A 21369-nucleotide genomic window follows, 5' to 3' on the forward strand; every position below is an offset into this window, starting at 1 on the left:
CCCGGGACGCCGCGGCCCCTACCCTGGCCGCATGGCGATCGAGACGGGCGCGCCGCCCTCGCGTCGGGCGAACCCGACGCCGCTGTCGGACCGCGGCGAGCTGCTCCGGCTCGCGGCGGTGGCCGTCGTCGGCGCGGTGGGCCTGGCCGCCTCGATCGACCAGTCCCCGCCCGCCTCCGCGCTCCGGTGGGTGCTCGACGGGGCCGTCGGCGTCGCCTCGCTGGTCGCGCTGCGGTGGCGGCACGCCTTCCCCGTGGCCGTCGCGGCGGGCGTGGTGCTCGCCACCGCGGTCTGCGCGTCCACCCTCGGCGCGGTCGTGCTCGCGGTCGTCTCGCTCGCGACGTGGCGGCGCTGGCCCGGGATCGTGCTGGTCGGCGCCCTGCTCGTCGGCTCGACCGCGCTGGACGACGCGGTCCGCGGCGACACCGCGGCCCAGGTCGGGGCGCGCGTGGTGCTGACGGCCGCCCTCTACGCCGCCCTGGTCGGCCTGGGCGCGTACCTCGGCAGCCGGCGCGACCTGCTCCGGGCGCTCCGCGACCGGGCGCACGCCGCCGAGCGCGAGCAGGCGGCCCGGGTGGAGCAGGCGCAGGTGGCCGAGCGCACCCGCATCGCCCGCGAGATGCACGACGTACTGGCGCACCGGATCTCCCTGGTGGCCATGCACGCCGGCGCCCTGGCGTTCCGCGACGACCTGCCCGCGGCGGAGCGCGCGGCCACGGCCACCGTCGTCCGGGACAACGCGAACCTCGCGCTGGTCGAGCTGCGGCAGGTGCTCGGGGTCCTGCGCGCCGAGCCGGGCCCGTCCACGGTGCCGGAGCCGCCGCAGCCGACGCTGGACGCGCTGCCCGACCTGGTGCAGCAGGCCCGCGCGGCCGGCTCCCCCGTCGAGCTGTCGATCGGCCCGGCGACGGCCGACGCGCTGCCCGCGCTCCCGCCCGCGACGAGCCGGAACGTGTACCGGGTCGTCCAGGAGGGATTGACCAACGCGCGCAAGCACGCACCCGGGGCCCCGGTCCGCGTCACCGTCGCGGGCACCCCGGGCGGCCTCCTCGACGTGCTGCTGGAGAACGACGCCGGGACGGGTGCGTCCGGGGTCGAGGGGTCCGGGACGGGGCTGGTCGGCGCGACCGAGCGCGTGCGCCTGCTGGGCGGGCGGCTGGACCACGGGCCGGACGGTGCCGGCGGCTACCGGCTGCGGGCGGTGCTGCCCTGGCCCGGACCCGACGACGCCTGACACCACCCGCGGCGGCGCACGGCGGTCAGACCGCGTCCACCACCCGCACGCTCTGCTCCCCGTCCGGGCCCAGCTGGATCCGGGCGCGCTCCCGCAGCCAGGACGCCGCGGCCGGGTGGGCCAGGGCGAGCCGCCCGGAGCAGACCGCCTCGACCTCGGCGGGCGACAGGACGCGGGGCACGAGCAGGACCGGGCGGTCGGCCCCGGCGAGCGCGGTCACGCCGCGGCCCGCCGGACCCGTGCCGCGGCGCGCAGCGCCAGGCCGGCGGCGGTCGTCGCGGCGGCCAGCAGCAGGAGCAGCGGCGCGGGGGCACCCGTCACGGCGAGGCTCCCTGCCGGCACGGTGTGCTGCGCCTGCACGGGCGTCGGGGCCGGCGAGGTCGCGGCCGGCGACGGCGCGGTCCCGGCGTCGGTTCGTGCGGCGGTGCGCACCTCGGGGAGCCGGTCCGTCGGCAGGGTCGCGGCACCACCGCCGGTACCCCGCACCGGGACGGTCACCGAAGATCCCGGGTCCGGCGTGCGGAGGGGCGGCTCCGGCTCGGCGAGCGGTCCGGTCGTCCTGAGCGCGGGCGGCACGTCGAGCGTGACCGCGGAGGGCTGCGGGACCGCGGTGGGCAGCACCTCCTCCGGGACGGCCGTCGGGGCGACCGGCTCCGGCACCTCGGTGGCCGTGCCGGGATCCGGGGTCCGCGGGTCGAGCACCTGGCCCACCGTCGACGCGACCGGGACGGGGAGCCCGGGCACCTCCTCGGTCCGGCTCTCGGTGCACGCGCCCTCGACGGCGCCGTCGGCCAGGAACGACTCGAGCACGTACCCCGGCCCGAAGGTCTGGGTCACGTCGTCGAAGCAGATCGTGAAGCCGCTGCCCTCGTCGGCGAGCGCGGCTCCGGCGGTGCCCCCGGCGACGAGGGCGGCGGTGGCGAGCGTGAGGCTCAGGACTCGGGTGGTGCGCATGGCGTGCTCCTGGAGGTGGGGTCGGATCAGCGGGTGAGCCCGAGCGCCCGCCGGACGTCCGCGCCGCACGCCCGCACGGCGTGCTCCGGGCGCCGGGACGACAGGCGGGCGTGGCTGCGAGTGCTCATGCCCCGAGGCTGCCCGGCGCGGCACGGGACCCGGATCGGCCCGCGGCCGCCGCGGCGCTCCGACCGAGGTCGTAGCCGGGTCCCGGGCCGGGACGCGCCCTACGCTGGCCCCATGGAGCACCGAGACGCCGTCGCGCCGGCGGTGCCCGCGTGACCGCCGGGACCGTCCGCGTCCTGCTGGTCGACGACGAGGACCTGGTCCGCATCGGGCTGCGCATGGTGCTGGGCGCCGACCCGGCGGTCGAGGTCGTCGGCGAGGCCGCCGACGGCCAGGAGGCCCTGCGGCTGGTCGCGAGCACGCAGCCGGACGTCGTGCTGATGGACATCCGCATGCCGCGGCTGGACGGCCTCGAGGCGCTGCGCCGGCTGCGGCCTGCGGCGCCGGACGTCGCCGTCGTGGTCCTCACGACCTTCGACACCGACGACATGGTGGTCACGGCGCTGCGCGAGGGCGCGACGGGCTTCCTGCTGAAGAACACCCCGCCGGCCGACCTGCTCGCCGCCGTGCACGCCGCGGCCGAGGGCCGGCCGATGCTGTCGCCGTCGGTCACCGCCCAGCTGATCGCGGCGGTGACCCACGGGCCGGACCGGGAGACGGCGCAGGACGCGCGACGCCGGCTGGCCGCCCTGACCGAGCGCGAGACCGAGGTCGCCGAGGCGGTGGCGCGCGGGCTGTCGAACCAGGACATCGCGGCCGAGCTGTTCATGAGCGTCGGCACCGTCAAGACCCACATCGGGCACCTGTTCGACAAGCTCGGGGTCGACAACCGCGTGCAGGTGGCCCTGCTCGTCCGTGACGCCGCCGGCTGACCTCGCGCGTCCGGCGGCACCGCCGTCAGCGTGCGACTGAAGTCGCACCCGGGACCGGCCCGCGGTGGGCTCCGGGTCCCGCTCCGCCGGACGGACGATGATCCCAGGTCGAGGCGAACCCGCACCGACCGCAGCCGAGGACCGGGCACCCCCGGGGAGATGAGGTCGTCATGCAGGACCGGGTCCGGCCCGCCGTGTGGATCGGCTTCGCCGCCGTGGTGGGCTACGTGCTGCTCGTCGCGCTCGTCCAGCGGCTGTCGGGGGTCCCCTACCCCGAGCTCGGCGACAGCGGCAGCAACCTGTTCCTCGGCGTCGGGATCTCGCTGGTGGTCGGCGCGATCGCCCTCGCGGTCCTGACGACCGCGCTCGGCTGGTGGCGTCCCGCCCTGCACGAGCAGCACCGCGCCGCGCACCGGTGGCCCCTGGTCGTCCCGCTCCTCCTGACCGTCCTGATGGTGCTGAACCTCGTCGGCACCGACTGGGGCGCCTACGACGTCGGGTTCTTCGCCGCGTCGCTGGTCCTGCTGCTCGTCGGCTTCACCGAGGAGATCGCCACCCGTGGACTCCTCGTCGTGGGGCTGCGCTCCCGCCTGGGCGAGGGCTGGGTGTGGTTCCTGTCCTCGCTGACGTTCGGGCTGATGCACCTGGTGAACCTGGTCGACGGGCAGGCGCTGGGGCAGACGCTGTTCCAGGTGCTGTCCGCGTTCCTGTTCGGCACCGCGCTGTACATCCTGCGTCGCGTCACCGGGACGCTGGTCTGGGCGATGGTCCTGCACGCCCTGTGGGACTTCTCGGTCTTCGCGGCCGGGCGCGGCGAGCCGTCGGCGCTCGCGGGCCTGGGTGGCCTCCAGCTGGTGGTCGGGCTGGTCGGGCTCGTCGCGGTGGCCTGGGTCGTCCGAGGCGCGCACGAGCGGCTGACGCCGGCCGTCGACGCCCGGCCGGCGCGGGTGTGACCCCGCCGCTCGGTACGCTCGCCCCGTGAGCGTCATGCAGCGGCACCACCTCCGGGTCACGGGCGTCCCCGGCGCGCAGCCGCTCCTGTTCGCGCACGGGTTCGGCTGCGACCAGCACATGTGGCGGCTCGTGGCCCCGCGGTTCGAGGACGCCTACCGCGTCATCACCTTCGACCACGTCGGCGCGGGCGGCTCCGACCCGGCGGCGTACGACCGCGACCGGTACGCCTCGCTGGACGGCTACGCGGACGACGTCCTCGCGATCGTGCACGAGCTCGACCTCACGGACGTGGTGCTCGTCGGCCACTCGGTGTCGGCGATGATCGGCGTGCTGGCGGCGGTCGCCGAGCCCGACCGGTTCGCGCGGCTGGTCCTGATCGGGCCGTCGCCGCGCTACCTCGACGACGACGGCTACACCGGCGGCTTCTCCGCGGCCGACATCGCCGAGCTGCTCGAGTCGCTCGACAGCAACTACCTCGGGTGGTCGCGGGCGATGGCGCCGGTGATCATGGGCAACCCCGACCGTCCCGGGCTCGCGGCCGAGCTGACGGAGAGCTTCTGCCGGGCCGACCCGGACGTCGCCCGGCAGTTCGCGCGCGTGACGTTCCTGTCCGACAACCGGGCCGACCTCGCGAAGGTCTCGGTGCCGACCCTCGTGCTCCAGTGCAGCCAGGACGTCATCGCGCCGGTCGTCGTGGGCGAGTACGTGCGGGACGCGATCCCCGGCGCGGAGCTCGTGCTGCTCGACGCCAGCGGCCACTGCCCGCAGCTCAGCGCACCCGAGGCGACGACGGCGGCGATCGCCGCGTTCCTCCGCGGCTGAGGGGGGTACCCGTGGCCGACGCGACCGAGGACCGGCTGCTCTACGAGCACGCCCCGTGCGGCCACCTGTCGACGACGCCCGACGGGAGGCTCGTCCGGGTCAACGAGACCTTCCTCGCCTGGACCGGGTACACCCGGGCCGACCTGGGCGAGCGCCGGTTCGTCGACCTGCTCCCGGTCGGCGACCGGATCTTCCACGAGACGCACGTCGCGCCGTCGCTGCGCATGCAGGGCACCGCGCGGGAGATCGCCCTGGAGATCGTCTGCGCGGACGGACGGCGGATGCCGGTCCTCGTCACCTCGGTGCTCGACCGCGACGACGAGGGGCGGCCGGTCGGCATCCGGTCAGCGGTGTTCGACGTGACCGAGCGGCGCCGGTACGAGCACGAGGTGCTCGCGGCCAAGCGCCGCGCCGAGGCCTCCGAGGCGCGCGCCGTCCGGCTCGCGCAGACCCTGCAGCAGACGCTCATCCCCCCGACGCCGCCGCACGTCCCCGGGCTGGACGTCGCGGCGGCGTACCGGCCCGCGGGCGACGGCCGGCACGTCGGCGGCGACTTCTACGACGTCTTCCAGGTGGCCGCCGACGACTGGGTGGTGGTGCTCGGGGACGTCCAGGGCAAGGGCGCCGACGCCGCCGTGGTCACGGCGCTGGCCCGGTACACGGTGCGCGCCGCGGCGGTCGACCACGCGGCGCCCCACGACGTCCTGCACACCCTCGACGAGGTCCTGCGCCGCGCCGACACCGACCGGTTCTGCACCGCGGTGCTGGTGCGGCTGCGCCGCGAGGGCGGGACCTGGCGCGCCACGGTCGCGAGCGGCGGGCACCCGCTGCCGCTCCTGCGCCGGGCCGGCCAGGCCGCGCACCCCGTCGGGTCGTACGGGCACGTGCTCGGCATCATGCCCGCCCCCGTCTTCGTCGACACCGAGGTCGAGATCGGCCCGGGCGACGCGCTGGTGCTGTTCACGGACGGCGTCACCGAGGGGCGCCGGGGGCCGCGGCTCTACGGGGCGGAGCGCCTCGCCGAGGTGGTCGACGCCCACCGCGCGACGGCCGCCGACACCACCGGGGCGGTGCTGGCAGACGTGATGGCGTTCCAGGCCGACGACGCGCGCGACGACATCGCCGTCGTGACCGTCGCCGTCGACGCCGGACCGCGGCCGCCGGCGGCCTGAGCCCCGGCCCCGGTCGCCGGCGTCCCGCGCCCGACTGTCCGGACCGGTCACCCCGCGGAGGTGATGCCGCCGCGGTCCGCCGACGCCACCGTGGAGGTGCCGCCGCACCCGCGCGGCCCGCCCGGACGCTGGAGCCCGCCATGATCATCTTCCTGATCCGGCTGCTGATCTTCCTCGGCTCGGCGGCCCTCGGGCTCTGGGTGGCCTCGCTGCTCCTCGACGGCTTCCACCTGACGACCAGCGGGTTCCTCGCCGCGGTCGTCGTGTTCACGGTCGCCCAGGCCGTGCTGTCGCCGTTCATCGCGAAGATCGCGGCCCGCTACGCCGGCGCGTTCCTGGGCGGCATCGGCCTGGTGTCGACCTTCGTCGCCCTGCTGATCGCCTCGGCCGTCACCGGCGGGCTGACGATCGAGGGCGGTGCGGCGACCTGGATCGCGGCGGTCGTGATCGTCTGGCTGGTCACCGCCCTGGCGACCTGGCTGCTGCCGCTGCTGTTCCTGCGCCGGCGGCTGGAGGAGCGCCGGGCGGGCGGACCCCGGCCCGCCTGACCCGCGCGTCCCGCCGCCTGGTCCTGGACCTGCTGGCCGGTCCGGTGCCCCACCGGCGGCGTGTCCGAGGTTCCCCGTAGCCTCCTGGCGTGCAGATCCTCGACGACGGCGCGCTGGTCCTGAGCGCGAGCGACCTCGGCGCCGCGGCGGCGTGCCAGCTCGCCGTCGCGCGTGCGCTGGACGCCGCGCTCGGCCGCGGGCCGGCGGTCCCCCGCGACGTCGACCCCACGGCGGCCCGCGCCGGGCGCCTGGGTGCCGCGCACGAGCGGCGGCTGCTGGAGGCGCACCGCACCGCGCTCGGCCCGTACGACCCCGGCACCGGGCGCGGGGTGCTGGTGCTCCCCCGGCCCGAGGACCGCACCGCGGCCGGGCTGACGGCCGCGCGCGACCGGACCCTGGCGCTGCTGCGCGCGGGCGTCGACGTGCTGGGCCAGGCCGCCCTCTTCGACGGCACGTTCCTCGGGTACGCCGACTTCCTGGTGCGGGGGCCGGGCGGTCAGGGCGGTCCGGCCGACCCGCCGCGGTACACCGTCGTGGACGCCAAGCTCGCCCGGCACGAGCGCCCCACCGCGCTGCTGCAGGTCGCCGCGTACGCGGACCAGCTCGCGGCGGCGGGGATCCCGCTCACCGAGCACGCCGAGCTCGTGCTCGGCGACGGGCGCACCACGCGGCACCGGCTCCGCGACCTGGTGCCGGTGTACCGGGACCGCCGGGACCGGCTGGAGCGGCTGCTGGACGCGCACCGCGGCGACGACGCCCCGGCCGCCTGGGGCGACCCGCGGTACCGGGCGTGCGGCCGCTGCGCCGTGTGCGCCCCGGAGCTGGAGGCGCGCCGGGACGTGCTGCTGGTCGCGGGCGTCCGGACGGCCCAGGCGGCGCGGCTCCGGGAGGCGGGCGTGCGCACGATCGAGGACCTGGCGACGCGGGCCGAGCCGGTCGACGGGGTCGGCGCGGAGGCGCTCGCGACGCTGCGGGCGCAGGCGGCGCTCCAGTCGCGGCAGGACCACGGGGACGGCTCGGTGCTGGTCGACGTGGTCGACACGGCGCCGATCGCGGCGCTGCCCGCCCCCGACCCGGGCGACGTGTTCTTCGACTTCGAGGGCGACCCGCTGTACTCGGCCGGGGAGGTCGGCGCCGACGGGGAGCCCGCCGTCTGGGGCCTGGAGTACCTGTTCGGGCTCGTCGAGGCGCCCGCCTCCCCCGCTGCCGCCGCGCCGTTCCGGGCGTTCTGGGCGCACGACCGGGCGCAGGAGAAGCAGGCGCTCGCCGACTTCCTCGCCTACGTCCGCGAGCGCCGGGCCGCCCACCCCGGGATGCACGTCTACCACTACGCCCCGTACGAGAAGACCGCGCTGCTCCGGCTCGCCGCGCGGCACGGCGTCGGCGAGGCGGAGGTCGACGAGCTGCTGCGCGCCGGGGTGCTCGTCGACCTGTACGCGACGGTGCGCGGGTCGCTGCGCACGGGCCAGCGCTCGGCCTCGCTGAAGCAGCTCGAGCCGCTCTACATGCCGGGGCGGCGGACGGGCGACGTCACGACAGCGGGAGACTCGATCGACCAGTACGCGCGGGCGTGCGCGCTGCGGGACGCGGGCGACGACGCCGGGTGGCGGGCGGCGCTGGCGGCGATCGCCGAGTACAACGCGTACGACTGCGACTCGACCCGCCGGTTGCGGGACTGGCTGCTCGGGAAGGGCGCCGAGGCGGGGGTGCGCCCGCGACCGCACGTGCCGACGGACCCGGGCGACGGCGCGGGGGCGACGGGCGGGGACGGCGCGGGTGCGGCGGACGACGCCCCGGAGCACGACGCGCTCGTCGCGGCGCTGGCCGCCCACGCGGACGACCCGGCGCACCGCGACCCCGCCGACGCCGGCCGCCGCACCCCGGACCAGCAGGCCGTCGCCCTGCTCGGCGCCGCCCTCGGCTACCACTGGCGCGAGCAGAAGCCGTTCTGGTGGGCGCACTTCGACCGGCTGTCCGCCGACCCCGCCGACTGGACCGACCCGCGGTCGACGTTCGTCGCGGACCGGGCGGAGGTCGTCACGGACTGGCACACCCCGCCGCGCGCCCGCACCCGGCAGCGCGTCCTGCGGCTGACGGGGCGGCTGGAGCCCGGCAGCGAGCTGCGCGCCGGCGCGACCTGCTTCGGCCTGTTCGACGCCCCCGCGCCCGAGCACGCGCAGGTCCCGCGGCACGCCACCCGCGGGTACGCCCCGGGCTTCACCGTCCTCGACGTGACCTCCGCGGGCGACGGGCCCGGCGCCCGCGACGAGCTCCTGGTGTCCGAGCGGCTGCAGGCCGCGTGGGCGCCGCACGACCGGCTGCCGATGGGCCTCGGTCCCACGCCGCCCCCGCCGACCGGGACGATCGCCGCGGCCCTGCGGGGCCTGGCGGAGCGGGTCGCCGACGGTCTGCCGGCCGTCCCCCACCAGGCGGCCCTCGACCTCGCGCGCCGCCTCCCCCCGCGCACCCGCTCGGGGCGGCCGCTGCCCGACCCCGCCGCGGCGCCGGGCGGCACGGTCGGCGCGATCACCGCCGCCCTGCGCGACCTCGACGGCTCCTACCTGGCCGTGCAGGGCCCGCCCGGGACCGGGAAGACCTACACCGGGTCGCACGTGATCGCCGCGCTGGTCGCCGACGGCTGGCGGGTCGGTGTCGTCGCGCAGTCGCACGCGGTGGTGGAGAACCTGCTGGCAAAGGTCGTCGAGGCGGGCGTCGACCCGGCCGCGGTGGGCAAGAAGCCCCGCCCGGGCGCGACGACGGCCCCGGCGTGGACGGCCCTGACCGGCTCGGGCGCGTTCGGCCGGTTCCTCGCCGCGCAGCGCGGCGGGTTCGTCCTCGGCGGCACCCTGTGGGACGTCACGCACCCCGACCGCGTGCCCGCGGGCGGGTTCGACCTGCTCGTCGTCGACGAGGCGGGCCAGTTCTCGCTCGCGAACACGTTCGCCGCCTCCGCCGGCGCGCGGAACCTGCTGCTGCTCGGCGACCCGCAGCAGCTGCCGCAGGTGTCCCAGGGCCACCACCCGGAGCCGGTCGACACCTCGGCGCTGGGCTGGCTGACCGACGGGCACGACACGCTCCCCCCGGAGCTCGGCTACTTCCTCGACGCCACCTGGCGGATGCACCCGGACCTGTGCGCGCCGGTGTCGGAGCTCGCCTACGACGGGCGGCTGCACGCGGTGCCCGTCGCGGCGGCCCGGCACCTCGACGGCGTGCCCGCGGGCGTGCGCACGGTGCTGGTCGACCACGACGGCAACGCGGTGTCGAGCGTCGAGGAGGCCGCGCAGGTCGTCGCGGAGGTCCGCGGGGTGGTCGGGCGCGCCTGGACCGAGGACGGGGCCGTGCGACCGCTGACCCCGGAGGACGTCCTGGTCGTCGCCGCGTACAACGCCCAGGTGTGGACCCTCACGCGGGCCCTCGCGGCGGCGGGGCTCGGCGGCGTGCGGGTGGGGACGGTCGACCGGTTCCAGGGGCAGGAGGCCCCGGTCGTGCTCGTGTCGCTCGCGGCGTCGACGCCCGAGGACGTGCCGCGCGGGATGGAGTTCCTGCTGTCCCGCAACCGGCTCAACGTCGCGCTGTCCCGGGGGAAGTGGGCGGCCGTGCTCGTGCGGTCGCCGCGGTTGACCGACTACCTGCCGGCCGCGCCGACGCAGCTCGCCGAGCTCGGGGCGTTCCTCCGGCTCGGCGCGCCGGCGCCGGACCCCGCCCGCGCCCGGACCGCGGGTCCGGGCGTCGGACCCCGGGCCTAGCCTGATCGCATGGACGTCCTGGCGTGGCTGCTCGACGGCGACCCGGCCATCCGCTGGCAGGCGATGCGCGACCTGACCGGCGCACCGCCGGGCGCGGTCGCCGCCGAGCGTGCCCGGGTGGCCCGGGAGGGCTGGGGCGCCCGGCTGCGCGCCGCCCGCGACGCCGACGGGCTGTGGGCCGGCGGCGCGTGCTTCCCCGCGGGGTACCGCGGGGAGGGGCCCGGGCAGCCGTGGACCGCCACGATGCACACGCTGCAGACCCTCGGGCTGCTCGGGCTCGACCCGACGTCGCCCGAGGCCCGGGAGGCGGTCGCGCTGGTGGACCGGAACGCGCGGTGGGAGCACGCCGGCCAGCGGTTCTTCGACGGCGAGGTCGAGCCGTGCATCAACGGCCGCACGGTCGAGACCGGGGCGCTGTTCGGGGCCGACGTCTCCGGCGTGGTCGACCGGCTGCTCGGGGAGCAGCTCGGCGACGGCGGATGGAACTGCGAGGCCGAGAACGGCTCGGTGCGGTCGTCGTTCGACACGACGGCGTGCGTGCTGGAGGGGCTGCTGGCGTACGAGCGCGCGGCGGCGGACCCCGACGCCGCCCGGGTCGCCGCGGCGCGCGCGGCCCGGCTCCGCGGCGAGGAGTACCTGCTGGCACGCGGTCTGCTCCGCCGGCTCAGCACCGGCGAGGTCGTCGACCCGGCCTACCTCGACCTGGCGTTCCCGTTCTACTGGCACTACGACGTGCTCCGGGCGCTCGACCACCTGCGCGCCACCGGCGCCCCGCCGGACCCGCGGACGGCCGAGGCGGTCGCGCACGTGCGGTCCCGACGGCGGGCGGACGGGCGGTGGGCGCTCGACCGGGTGCACCCGGGCGCGGTGCACGTCGCGATGGAGGACCGGGTCGGCGAGCCGAGCCGCTGGATCACGCTCCGGGCGCTGCGCGTGCTGGCCTGGGCGGACGGGGCACCGGCCGGGACTCTCACCCCGCCCGGGTGAGCCGGGCGCCGCGCCGCCCGGGGGACAGTGCAGTGCGGGCACGCCGTGCCCGGACCCGGACCGGCGCGCGCACGCCGCCGCACGAGGAGGACGAGCGATGACGACGTTCACGGCCTGGAAGTTCGACACCCCCGAGGGCGCCGAGCGCGCGCGGGGCGCTCTGCGCGACGCCCAGGGCGAGGGGATCGTCACCGTCGTGGACTCGGCGGTGGTGTCCTGGCCCGAGGGCGAGAAGCGCCCCGAGCTGCACCACCACCACGAGGGCGGCAAGCACGCGGCGGGCTGGGGCGCGCTGTGGGGCCTGCTGGTCGGCGGTCTGTTCTTCGTGCCGCTGCTCGGCGCCGCGGCTGGCGCGGGCATCGGCGCCCTGGCCAAGTCCGTCGAGGGCGTCGGCATCGACGAGCAGGACCTGATCAAGCTCCGGGACGAGACCACCGAGGGCACCTCCGTGCTGCTGGCCGTCACGCAGGACGGCGACCTCGACCGGCTCGGCGAGCGGTTCCACGGCCTGGGCTCCCGGCTCGTCGCGACGAACCTGACCGAGGCCGAGAAGAGCCTGCTGCTCGAGACGTTCGGCTGAGCGGCCCGCCGTGGCCGGCACCGAGGCGCTGACCCGGCCCCGGCTGGTCCGGCGCCGGGCGGGGCACCTGTACGGCCTGGTCGTGACCGGGTCGGTGCTGGCGGCCGCCCCGGACTCGATCGGGCTGGCGCGGCTCGCGCTCGCCCTGCTGGGGACGCTCCTCGTGTACTGGGCGGCGGAGAGCTACGCGCACTGGACCGCGACGCGGACCCTGCTCGGGCGCAGCCTGCACGGCGAGGAGCGGCGGGAGGTCGTCACGGACGGCCTCCCGCTGGTCGCGGCGTGCCTGGTGCCGGTCGCGGTGCTGCTGGCGGAGGCGCTGGTGGACGTGCCGACCGGCACCGGGGTGCGGGTCGCGCTGCTGGTGAACACGGCGCTGCTCGTCGGCGTCGGCTGGCGGATGGCCACGTCCGGTGGTGTCCGGGGGTTCGCGCGCGTGGCCAACTCGGTGGGCATCGGGCTGCTGGGCGTCGCGATGGTGGCGCTGAAGTACGCGCTGCACCACTGAGGCCCCGGCGCTCCGCGGGCCCGGTCAGCTCAGCAGGCCCAGCGACCGCCCGCGCGCCACCGCCGCCCGCCGGGTCTGCACGTCGAGCTTCCGGTACAGCGACTTCAGGTGCGCCTTGACGGTGTTCACCGAGACGAACAGCTCCTCGGCGATCTCGGTGTTGCTCGCCATGCTCGGCAGCGCGGCGAGCACGCTGAGCTCGCGGTCCGTCAGCGGGACGGGCAGCGGCTCGGGCTCCGGCGCCGGCTCGGGCGCGCCGAGGTGCTCGACGAGGGCCACCGCCAGGGCGTCGGACCGCTCGGGGAGCACCCGCGCGAGGGCGGGACCGCCCGCGGCCCGCGGGACGACGAACGGGAGCACGACGCGCTCCGTGCCCGCGACCGCGAGCGCCCGCCGCGCGAGGTCGTCCGCCAGGCGGGGGGCGCCGCGCTCCTCCGCGAGGTCGGCGAGCAGCAGGCACGCCTCGGTCTGGGTGAGCACCTGCCCCGTGTCCGCCGCCCACCCGGCCGCGACCCGCGCGTGCCGCAGGGCGGCCGGGACGTCGCCCTGGGCGCGGGCGCGGCGCGCCGCGACCAGCGCGTCGAGCGGGGAGGCGATCCGGGGGTCCGCCGGGGCGACGGCGGCGTCGGAGCCGGTGAGCGCCGCGAGCTCCGCGGCGGCGCGCAGCCGGAGCCCGGCGACCAGCGCCGGGACGGGTCCGGCGGGCCGCTCGGCCGCGAGCGCGTGCGCCGCGGCCCGCACCCGCCCGCGGGCCAGGGCCGCGAGCGCCTGCACCGCGTGCAGGGCCGCGACGCTCCACGGGTCGTCGCCGGCGTCGGTCGCGGCGAGCCCGTACGCGACCGCCCGGTCGGCGTCGCCCCAGCGGGCCCGGAGCAGCGCCACCCACGCGAGGGCGGCGTAGGCGGGCCGGACGTGCGCGTACCCGGTCCACCCGGACCCCACCGCGACGTCGACCGCCTCGCGGGCGGCCCGCTCGGCCGCGTCCAGCCGGCCCAGCACCGCGAGCGCCAGCGACAGGGCGGCGCGCGCGCTCAGCGACGTCAGGTCGACGGCGTCCGGGTCCTCCGCGACCGACGCCGCCAGCTCCCGGTGGGCGCCGACGGCGTCGCCCTGCCAGAGCAGCGACCCGCCGCGCAGGTCGTGCGCCGCGCGCAGGTAGGGCAGGTACGCCGGGAACGGCCAGGGCACCTCCGCGAGCGCCCGGGCCGCGGCGACGGCGCCGCTCCCCTGCCCCGCCACGTCGCCGGTGCCCCGCGCGGCGGCGGCGTCCAGCAGGTCGGCCAGCACCCGGGCGGCGACCGGCGGCCGGCCCGCGTGCGCGGCGTCGTGCTGCGCGAGCGCCCGGATCCGTGCCACGTGGGCCCGGCACGCCGGGTAGGCCCGGTCGACCAGGGCGAGCGAGCCGGCGCACAGCTCGGACCAGGCGGCCGGCGGCGCCTCGTCGTACGGCAGCCGCAGCAGCGCCTGGCGCACGGCCTCCCGGTTCGGCGTGACCAGCAGCGGCGCCGCGGCCTCGGCGACGACGCGCCCGACCAGCTCGCCGTCCTCCGCCTCGGTGGCGTGGTCGAGCGCCGCCACCGGGTCGCCGTGCCGCAGCAGCCACCGGGCGGCGCAGGCGTGCGCGTCCTGGTGCCCCTCGGGGTCCCGGACCCGCAGCGTGGTGTGCAGGATCTCCCGGAGCAGCGGGTGGTACCGGAGCGCCGCGCCCGCGGGCGCGACCGGCCCCACGAAGTCGTGCGCGGCGGCCAGGGCGTCGTGCAGCCGGCCCGCCGGCGCGCCGGGGCTGAGGGCCCGGGCGAGCTCCGGGCTGAAGGTCGGCACGACGCTCGACCGCAGCAGGAAGGACCGCACCGCGCCGGGCTGGCGGTCCACCACCTCGTCGACGAGGTAGTCCGCGACCGCGCGGTCGTCGGCCAGCGCGTCCTCGACGTCCTCCTCGGCGACGGGCTCGCCGGCCCCCTGCAGCCGGGCGAGGCGGCCGAGCGCGATCCGGACGCCGGTCGGCCAGCCCTGGGTGCGCTCGAGCACCAGCCGCGCCTGCTCCGCCGTCACGTCGACGCCCTCCACCTCCCCGAGCGCCCGCACGTCCGCGACCGTGAACGCGAGGTCCTCCGCCTCGAGCACCGTGGCGCCGCGCCGCCCGATCGGCGGCTCCGACCGGCTGAGGACCAGCAGGCGCAGCGGCACGTCGGCGGCGAGCAGGTCCCGGACCGTCTGCACCACGGTGTGGTGCCGCACCACGTCCAGGTCGTCGACGACCAGCGTCGACTCGGCGGGCAGGCTCTCCAGCCCGCGCATCCACCGCGCGACGAAGGCCGGCGTGCTCGTCGGCGGCACCTGCAGCCGGGCGAGCGGGTGGTCCGCCGGCACCGCACCGCTGGTCCGCAGCGCCTCCAGCACCCGGCTGGCGAGCGCCTGCGGCACGGTGTCCCGGGGCTCGAGCGACAGCCACGCCACCGGCCCGGGACGCGCTGCGGCCCACGTCGCCACCGCGGTCGTCTTGCCCCACCCGGCGCCGGCCGCCACGACGGTCAGCCGGCCGTCGCCGTCCCCGTCGAGCAGCTTGTCCACGGCGGGGCGCCGCACGGTGCGCGCAGCCGACGGTCGCAGGGTGCGCTGCTCCGGCGTCCGGACGGCGAGTCTCCCGGTCACCCTGCCCGGCGGCTCGCGCAGCTCTCGTCCGGTGCCCCTCCCCGAGGAGCCCATGGTCGGAACGTATACCCCCGGGTCGCCGGTGCGAAGGCGGTTTCCGGGCGTCCACCCGCGGCGGGTGATGCCCGCCCGGACCGCCCCGACGAGCGTAGGCACCGGGTTCGCGGGGGCGGCCCCGCCCGGAGGTCCCGGGCGCCGCGGAGCGCAGGAGGCAGTCGTGGAGACCGCGATCGAGGACATGGGCCCGGTGGACTACCTGGTCGTCGAGTTCCCGGAGAACCGCCTGGACGGCGAGGCGTTCCCCCTGCTGATGGACCTGGTCGACCGCGGCGTCGTCCGCGTCCTCGACCTGGCGTTCGTCGCCAAGGCCGACGACGGCACCGTCACGGGCATCGACCTGCGCGAGCTCGACGCGACCGGCGACTTCGACGTCACCGTGCTCGAGGGCGCGTCCTCGGGGCTGCTCGGCGACGACGACCTGGCCGAGGCCGCCGCGGCGCTCGCGCCCGGGGCCGCGGCAGGGGTGCTGGTCTACGAGAACGCGTGGGCGGCGCCGTTCGCCTCGGCCCTGCGGCGCGGGGGCGGCCAGCTCGTCGCCAGCGGCCGGGTGCCGGTGCAGGCGCTGCTCGCGGCGCTGGACGCCACGGAGGTGTGAGCCGGCGCGCCGGCACGCCCGGCGGTCGGAGCGCGGGACACGAGGACACGAGGACACGAGGACACGACGACGAGGAGGGGACCATGCCCGGACTGCTGCGAGGGGTGGCCAGGACGGCCGTGATCGCCGGGACCGCGAGCGCGGTGTCGGGGCGGGTGCAGCGGCGCCAGCAGGGCCGGTGGGCCGAGCAGGACGCGCGCGCGGCCCAGGCCCAGTACGGCGCCACCGTCCCGGCCGGCTACGGCCCGCCGGGGTACAGCCAGGAGCCGCCCTACCCGGCGGTGCCCGCGGGCTCGCCGGCGCAGGACGCCGCGGACGCGCGGATCGCGCAGCTGCGCGACCTGGCCCGGCTGCGGGACGAGGGCGTGCTGACGGCGGAGGAGTTCGCCGACCAGAAGGCGCGCATCCTGGCGAGCTGACCGCACCGCCGACGGACCCACCCGCACCGACACCGGCGCGGGTGGGTCCGTCGTCGTTCGCCCAGGCGCCCCGTCGCGCGAGATGGCAGCTCTCGGCTGTCGCGAGGCCCGCCGACGCAGCCGAGAGTTGCCATCTCGGCGGGGACGCGCGCGGGGGGTGGGGGCGGAGCGGGTAGGGGCGGAGCGGGCGCGGGCGGCGCGAGCGCGGGCGGTGGGCCGGGGGCACGCGGGCGGGGAGGTCAGGCAGCGGGGGGCGGTGCGGCGGCCGCGCGGCGCATGCGGAGCGCGTTGGCCGCGCCCAGGGCGCCGGCCACCAGCGGCACCAGCAGCGCGGCCTGGAGGGCGCGCGGGCGCACCTCCTCGTTGATCCGCACCACCTCGGCCGCGGCCGCCGGGGGCTCGTCCGCGAGCAGCGCCTCCAGCTGCGAGGTGCTCATCAGCTCGGCGTCCTCGTCGAGCGCCGCCGCCACCCGCTCCTGGTCCGCGGGCGCCAGCACGTCGCTGGCGCGCGCCTGGGCGGTGAACCCGGCCGACAGCGTCGCGAGCAGCACCGCGCCCGCGAGCGCTAGCCCGAAGGACAGCCCGAACGACCCGCCCGCCGAGTTCACGCCCGCCGCCTCGCTGACCCGCTCCTCGGACACCGGCGACAGCGTGTAGTCGTTGAGCTGCGAGACGAGCAGCCCCAGACCGCACCCCGCGACGACCAGCGGCGCCGCGAGCGCCCACCCCGACCCGGCACGCGGCACGACCGGCAGGAGCGCGGCGACGCCCGCCACCAGCAGCAGGAACCCGCCCAGCACCACCCGGTGCGCCGGCCACCGTCCCGCCCGCCGGCTCATGGTCAGCGCGACGACGAACATGCTCAGCGACAGCGGCGCGAGCGAGAGCCCGGCCGCCATGGCGTCGTACTCGAGGACCATCTGCAGGAAGATCGGCAGCGCGATCATCGCCCCGCCGAGCGCCACCTGCTGCAGCAGCTGCTGGGAGACGCCGATCCGGAACCGCGGGGCGCGGAACAGGCCCGGGTCGATCAGCACCGCCCGGCCGCCCCGGGACCGCCGGACCAGCCACCGTGCGAGGCCCGCGAGCGCCAGCACCCCGACCGCGAGCAGCAGGCCGACGGACTCGGCACCCTCCTGCCAGGCGAGGACCCCGAGCACGAGGCCGCCCATCCCGGCGGCGGACAGCAGCGCCCCGACCACGTCGACCTCGCGCGACCCGGTGTACGGGACGTCCCGGACCAGCCGGATGCCGGACAGCACCAGGACGATCACCACCAGCTCGAGCCCGAAGGCGACCCGCCAGGACAGGTACGTGGTGATGAACCCGCCGAGCAGCGGCCCCACGGCCGCGGCGATCGAGGCGGCGGCGCCGACCAGGGCGTAGACCTTCTTCTGGGCGGTGCCGGCGAAGTTGCCGTGCACCAGCGACTGCATCGCGGGCAGCAGCAGCGACGCGCCGAGCCCGCCGACGACGGCCCACAGCACGATCACCGCCGTCAGGCTCTGCGCGAAGGTCATCGCGGCCGCCCCGACGGCGTAGCCCAGCAGCCCGAGCACGTACGCCCGCTTCCGCCCGATCAGGTCGCCGACCTTGCTGCCGACCAGGATGAACGCCGCGGACACGAGCGCCTCGAGCGCGATCGCGGACTGCACGCCGCTCACCGTCGTGTCGAGGTCGCGCACCACCGCGGAGATCGACACGTTCATGAGCGAGGTGTCCACGACGAGCACGAACATCGCGAGCGCGAGCAGCACCGCCAGCCGGCGCTCCGTGCGGCCGAGCGCCTCGGCCGGGGCGGTCACCGGCTCCGGGCGCCCGCCGGTGCCGGCGTCGCGGCCCCCGTCGGGGCCTGCGCCCCGCCCCGGTGCGCCGCCAGCCGCGCGCCCCAGCGCAGCACCTCGGCCACGACCAGGTAGCCCAGCACCGCGAGCAGGCAGACGCCCCACTGCTGCGGCGTGAGGTTCGTGGTGCCGAACAGCCGCTGCAGCAGCGGGATCGAGGTCACCAGGACCGTGAGCCCGAGGACCACGAGCACCAGCGTGACGAACCGCGCGTTCGCCACCGTCTCGGCGCGCAGCACGCTGCGGAACCGGTCCCGCCACTCCGCCGCGACCACCACGTGCACGAGCGACATCGCGGTCAGCCCCATCGTGGTGGCGACGAGCAGCCCGTACCGCGGCTCGGCCCAGGCGACGACCAGCAGCACGGCCACGGCGACGAGCACCCCGTCGACGGCGAGCCGGGCCCCGAGCGCTCGCCCCAGAACCGGCGCGTCCGCGGCGCGCGGGCGCCGGCGCATCAGGTCGGAGGCCGGCGCGTCGAAGCCGAGGCCGATCGCGAGCACCACGTCGATCGCGAAGTTGATCCACAGGATCTGCAGCGGGGACAGCGGCACGCCGGCCGCCACCGTGAAGATCCCGGCGCCGACGAACGTGAGGATGAACCCGACCAGCACCACCATCTGGAACCGGATGTACCGCATGAGGTTGTCGTACAGCCCGCGGCCGCGCTCCACCGCGGTGACGATGGTCGCGAAGTTGTCGTCGGTCAGGATCATCTCGGCGGCGTCCTTGGTCACCTCGGTGCCGGTGATCCCCATGGCCACGCCGATGTCCGCGCGGGTGAGCGCGGGCGCGTCGTTCACGCCGTCGCCGGTCATCGCGACCACCTGGCCGCGCCGCTTGAGCACGTCGACCAGCCGGACCTTGTCCTGCGGGGCGACCCGCGCGACGACGCCGATGCTGTCGACCTCGGCCTCGAGCCGCTCGTCCGGCATGGCGGCGAACTCGGCCCCGGTGAGCGCCCGGCCCTCGATGCCGAGCTGCCCGGCGATCGCGGCCGCGGTGGTGACGTGGTCGCCGGTGATCATCCGGACCCGGATGCCGGCGTCCTTGCACGCCGCGATCGCGTCCCGGGCCTCCTTGCGCGGCGGGTCGACGATCCCGACCAGCGCGAGCAGCTCGAGCCCGTCGACCAGGTCGAGCAGCTCCCCCGCGAGGTCGGCCTGCCCGACGTCCTTCTGCGCCAGCGCGAGCACCCGCATCCCCTCGCCGGCGAGTGCGTCGTTCTCCGCCTCGACCCGCTCCCGCAGGTCGCCGATCGGCCGGGTGCTGCCGTCGGCGTCCCGGTAGTGCGTCGCCCGCGCCAGCAGCACGTCGGGGGCGCCCTTGACGTAGCAGCGCACCGCCGCCACCCCGTCGACCTCGACGTCGTGGAACGTCGCCATCAGCTTGTACGCCGCGTCGAACGGCACCTCGGCGACCCGGGGACAGGCCCGCCGGGTCTCCTCGACGTCCAGCCCGCCCTTGGCGGCCAGCACGACCAGCGCGCCCTCCGTGGGGTCGCCGACCAGGTCCCCGTCGCGGACGGTCGCGTCGCTGGCGAGCGCCATCGGCAGCAGGAACGGCTCCAGCCGGACCTCGGGGCCGCCACCGGTCGCGAGGATCCGCCCGGTGGTCGCGTACCCCTCGCCGTCCACGCCGAACCGCCGGCCCGCGAGCACCAGGCGGCGCGCCGTCATCTGGTTGAGCGTCAGCGTGCCGGTCTTGTCCGAGCAGATCGCCGAGGTCGCCCCCAGCGTCTCGACCGAGCGCAGCCGCTTCACGATCGCCCCGGCGCCGGCGAGCTCCCGGGTGCCGAGCGACAGCAGCATGGTGACGACGGCGGGCAGCCCGGTGGGGATCGCCGCGACCGCCAGGCTGATGCCGACCAGGAACAGGGTGTCGAAGTCCTCGCCGCGCGCCAGGCCGAGCACGATCACGAGCACCAGCGCGACGGCGGCCATCAGCGTGATGATCACCGTGAGCCGGTTGAGCTGGCGGGTCAGCGGCGTCTCGTCGGTCTCGACCGCGCTGAGCATCCCGGAGATCCGGCCGACCTCGGTGGCCATGCCGGTCGCCGTCACCACCATCTCGCCGCGGCCGCGGGTGACCTGGGCGTTCATGTACGCCATGTCGACGCGGTCGCCGAGCGGGACGGCGTCGCCGGTCACCGGGTCGACCGACTTCGGGACCGGGGTGCTCTCGCCGGTCAGGCCTGCCTCCTCGATCTCGAGCGACGCGGCGACGACGAGCCGCCCGTCGGCGGGCACCTTGTCCCCCGCCTCGAACCGGACGACGTCGCCCGGCACGAGCTGCTCGGCCGGCACCTGCAGCACCTGGCCGTCCCGCAGCACCCGGGCCGTCATCACGAGCATCGTGCGCAGGGCCGCCACGCTCTCGGCGGCCTTGCCCTCCTGGTGCAGACCCATCAGGGCGTTGACCACGGTCAGCGCGAGGATCACCAGCCCAGTGCCGAGGTCGCGCAGCGCGACCATGCTCACCACCGCGGCGCCGACCAGGACCAGCTGCATGAGGTCGGCGTACTGCCGGGCGAAGGCGCGCCACTTCGGCTCGGGCTTCTCCTCCGCCAGCGCGTTCGGCCCGTGCTCCCGCAACCGCTCGGCCGCCTGGTCCGCCGTCAGCCCGCGCGCCGGGTCCACCCCGAACGCCGCGCACGTCTCCGCCACGGTCGCGCCGTGCCACTCCCGCGCCGGCACCTCGGTCGTCGTCATGTCCCCGCCCGTCGCCGCGTGGGCGCCCGGCGACGCCCCCTCGACCACGGTCGCCGCGGCGCCGACGGGCGGGCCTCACCCGGCGCGGGTAGTCGGGCCCCGGCTCACCCCTGACGGGTGTGACGCCGCAGGTCGCGGCCCGGCACCGTGGTCACCGGGCCGGTCACGGACGCGGTCGGCCGCGGCTCGAGCGAGGGGTGGGACCGTGAACGACTTCTGGGACTGGTTCTGGCTGATGATCTGGTGGTTCCTCTTCGTCGCCTACCTCGTGCTGCTGTGGCAGATCTGCGGCGACCTGTTCCGGGACCGCGACCTGAGCGGCTGGTGGAAGGCGCTCTGGATCGTCGCTCTGGTCGTGGTGCCGTGGCTGTCCATGCTCGTCTACGTCATCGCCCGCGGGCGGGGCATGGCGGAGCGGCACGCGGCGGCGATCGCGAGCGCGCGCCAGCAGACGGACTCGTACATCCGCCAGACGGCCGGCAGGTCGCCGGCCGACGAGATCGCCGACGCCAAGGCCCTGCTGGACCAGGGCGTCATCGACACCGAGGAGTTCGGCCGCCTGAAGGCGCGTGCCCTCGCGGCGTGAGTCCGGACCCGGGGGGGGGGGGGGGGGGGGGGGGGGGGGGGGGGGGGGGGGGGGGGGGA

18 protein-coding genes are annotated in these 21369 nt (G+C 77.3%); 13 read left to right on the top strand and 5 right to left on the bottom strand.

Annotated features, from left to right (window positions below):
- Positions 1–31: 31 nt before the first annotated feature.
- Positions 32–1234, top strand: coding sequence for a sensor histidine kinase (locus AC3WUG_RS08720; RefSeq protein WP_492327317.1), 1203 nt, complete (start codon positions 32–34; stop codon positions 1232–1234).
- Positions 1235–1259: 25 nt separating this feature from the next.
- Here AC3WUG_RS08720 and AC3WUG_RS08725 read toward each other — a convergent pair whose 3' ends face one another.
- Together AC3WUG_RS08725 and AC3WUG_RS08730 are read right to left on the bottom strand one after the other, a co-directional pair.
- Positions 1260–1454: a hypothetical protein gene (locus AC3WUG_RS08725; RefSeq protein WP_492327318.1), complete on the bottom strand. Its 195-nt coding sequence runs from the start codon at positions 1452–1454 to the stop codon at positions 1260–1262.
- On the bottom strand, positions 1451–2188 hold the full coding sequence (locus AC3WUG_RS08730; RefSeq protein ID WP_492327319.1) for a hypothetical protein: 738 nt from the start codon (positions 2186–2188) through the stop codon (positions 1451–1453). Before AC3WUG_RS08730 ends, AC3WUG_RS08725 begins: the two co-directional genes overlap by 4 nt.
- Before the next feature lie 278 nt (positions 2189–2466).
- Here AC3WUG_RS08730 and AC3WUG_RS08735 point away from each other — a divergent pair, with 278 nt between their 5' ends.
- From AC3WUG_RS08735 to AC3WUG_RS08775, 9 genes are all read left to right on the top strand, one after another.
- On the top strand, positions 2467–3126 hold the full coding sequence (locus AC3WUG_RS08735; RefSeq protein WP_492327320.1) for a response regulator: 660 nt from the start codon (positions 2467–2469) through the stop codon (positions 3124–3126).
- Between the two features lie 170 nt (positions 3127–3296).
- Positions 3297–4079: a CPBP family intramembrane glutamic endopeptidase gene (locus AC3WUG_RS08740; protein WP_492327321.1), complete on the top strand. Its 783-nt coding sequence runs from the start codon at positions 3297–3299 to the stop codon at positions 4077–4079.
- Between the two features lie 34 nt (positions 4080–4113).
- The gene (locus tag AC3WUG_RS08745; RefSeq protein ID WP_492327354.1) at positions 4114–4902 is read left to right on the top strand and encodes an alpha/beta fold hydrolase; all 789 of its coding nucleotides are present in this window, start codon (positions 4114–4116) and stop codon (positions 4900–4902) included.
- Between the two features lie 11 nt (positions 4903–4913).
- A complete protein-coding gene (locus AC3WUG_RS08750; RefSeq protein ID WP_492327322.1) occupies positions 4914–6074 on the top strand; it encodes a SpoIIE family protein phosphatase in 1161 nt (386 codons plus the stop codon).
- A gap of 140 nt (positions 6075–6214) precedes the next feature.
- Complete coding sequence (locus AC3WUG_RS08755; RefSeq protein WP_492327323.1) at positions 6215–6622, top strand: hypothetical protein; 408 nt, start codon at positions 6215–6217, stop codon at positions 6620–6622.
- 89 nt (positions 6623–6711) lie between these two features.
- The gene (locus AC3WUG_RS08760) at positions 6712–10368 is read left to right on the top strand and encodes a TM0106 family RecB-like putative nuclease (protein ID WP_492327324.1); all 3657 of its coding nucleotides are present in this window, start codon (positions 6712–6714) and stop codon (positions 10366–10368) included.
- A gap of 9 nt (positions 10369–10377) precedes the next feature.
- Complete coding sequence (locus AC3WUG_RS08765) at positions 10378–11355, top strand: hypothetical protein (protein WP_492327325.1); 978 nt, start codon at positions 10378–10380, stop codon at positions 11353–11355.
- A 97-nt stretch (positions 11356–11452) separates the two neighbouring features.
- A complete protein-coding gene (locus AC3WUG_RS08770; protein WP_492327326.1) occupies positions 11453–11935 on the top strand; it encodes a DUF1269 domain-containing protein in 483 nt (160 codons plus the stop codon).
- Between the two features lie 10 nt (positions 11936–11945).
- Entirely contained in the window at positions 11946–12443 is a 498-nt protein-coding gene (locus AC3WUG_RS08775; protein WP_492327327.1) for a hypothetical protein, read from the top strand.
- Positions 12444–12467: 24 nt separating this feature from the next.
- Here the strand turns inward: AC3WUG_RS08775 and AC3WUG_RS08780 are convergent, their stop codons facing one another.
- The gene (locus AC3WUG_RS08780; protein WP_492327328.1) at positions 12468–15014 is read right to left on the bottom strand and encodes a winged helix-turn-helix domain-containing protein; all 2547 of its coding nucleotides are present in this window, start codon (positions 15012–15014) and stop codon (positions 12468–12470) included.
- A gap of 298 nt (positions 15015–15312) precedes the next feature.
- On the opposite strand from AC3WUG_RS08780, the gene AC3WUG_RS08785 reads away from it, so the two are divergent.
- Together AC3WUG_RS08785 and AC3WUG_RS08790 are read left to right on the top strand one after the other, a co-directional pair.
- Positions 15313–15750 (top strand): DUF6325 family protein, encoded by a 438-nt coding sequence (locus AC3WUG_RS08785; protein WP_239194470.1) that lies wholly within the window; start codon positions 15313–15315, stop codon positions 15748–15750.
- Between the two features lie 83 nt (positions 15751–15833).
- Positions 15834–16169: an SHOCT domain-containing protein gene (locus AC3WUG_RS08790; RefSeq protein ID WP_147793667.1), complete on the top strand. Its 336-nt coding sequence runs from the start codon at positions 15834–15836 to the stop codon at positions 16167–16169.
- 239 nt (positions 16170–16408) lie between these two features.
- Here AC3WUG_RS08790 and AC3WUG_RS08795 read toward each other — a convergent pair whose 3' ends face one another.
- Both AC3WUG_RS08795 and AC3WUG_RS08800 read right to left on the bottom strand, forming a co-directional pair.
- Positions 16409–17908, bottom strand: coding sequence for an MFS transporter (locus AC3WUG_RS08795; protein ID WP_492327355.1), 1500 nt, complete (start codon positions 17906–17908; stop codon positions 16409–16411).
- Positions 17909–17970: 62 nt separating this feature from the next.
- The gene (locus tag AC3WUG_RS08800) at positions 17971–20724 is read right to left on the bottom strand and encodes a cation-translocating P-type ATPase (RefSeq protein ID WP_492327329.1); all 2754 of its coding nucleotides are present in this window, start codon (positions 20722–20724) and stop codon (positions 17971–17973) included.
- 205 nt (positions 20725–20929) lie between these two features.
- Between AC3WUG_RS08800 and AC3WUG_RS08805 the strand changes: the two genes are divergently transcribed.
- A complete protein-coding gene (locus AC3WUG_RS08805) occupies positions 20930–21310 on the top strand; it encodes an SHOCT domain-containing protein (protein ID WP_492327330.1) in 381 nt (126 codons plus the stop codon).
- Positions 21311–21369: the final 59 nt, after the last annotated feature.

The organism is Cellulomonas sp. EB106-03-03-XG116 (assembly GCF_058792015.1).

Bases quoted from the DNA above. Each gene is read 5' to 3' on its own strand.
- AC3WUG_RS08720 (WP_492327317.1), top strand. From the start codon at position 32: ATGGCGATCGAGACGGGCGCGCCGCCCTCGCGTCGGGCGAACCCGACG.
- AC3WUG_RS08730 (WP_492327319.1), bottom strand. From the start codon at position 2,188: ATGCGCACCACCCGAGTCCTGAGCCTCACGCTCGCCACCGCCGCCCTC.
- AC3WUG_RS08740 (WP_492327321.1), top strand. From the start codon at position 3,297: ATGCAGGACCGGGTCCGGCCCGCCGTGTGGATCGGCTTCGCCGCCGTG.
- AC3WUG_RS08745 (WP_492327354.1), top strand. From the start codon at position 4,114: ATGCAGCGGCACCACCTCCGGGTCACGGGCGTCCCCGGCGCGCAGCCG.
- AC3WUG_RS08755 (WP_492327323.1), top strand. From the start codon at position 6,215: ATGATCATCTTCCTGATCCGGCTGCTGATCTTCCTCGGCTCGGCGGCC.
- AC3WUG_RS08765 (WP_492327325.1), top strand. From the start codon at position 10,378: ATGGACGTCCTGGCGTGGCTGCTCGACGGCGACCCGGCCATCCGCTGG.
- AC3WUG_RS08770 (WP_492327326.1), top strand. From the start codon at position 11,453: ATGACGACGTTCACGGCCTGGAAGTTCGACACCCCCGAGGGCGCCGAG.
- AC3WUG_RS08790 (WP_147793667.1), top strand. From the start codon at position 15,834: ATGCCCGGACTGCTGCGAGGGGTGGCCAGGACGGCCGTGATCGCCGGG.
- AC3WUG_RS08795 (WP_492327355.1), bottom strand. From the start codon at position 17,908: ATGTTCGTGCTCGTCGTGGACACCTCGCTCATGAACGTGTCGATCTCC.
- AC3WUG_RS08800 (WP_492327329.1), bottom strand. From the start codon at position 20,724: ATGACGACGACCGAGGTGCCGGCGCGGGAGTGGCACGGCGCGACCGTG.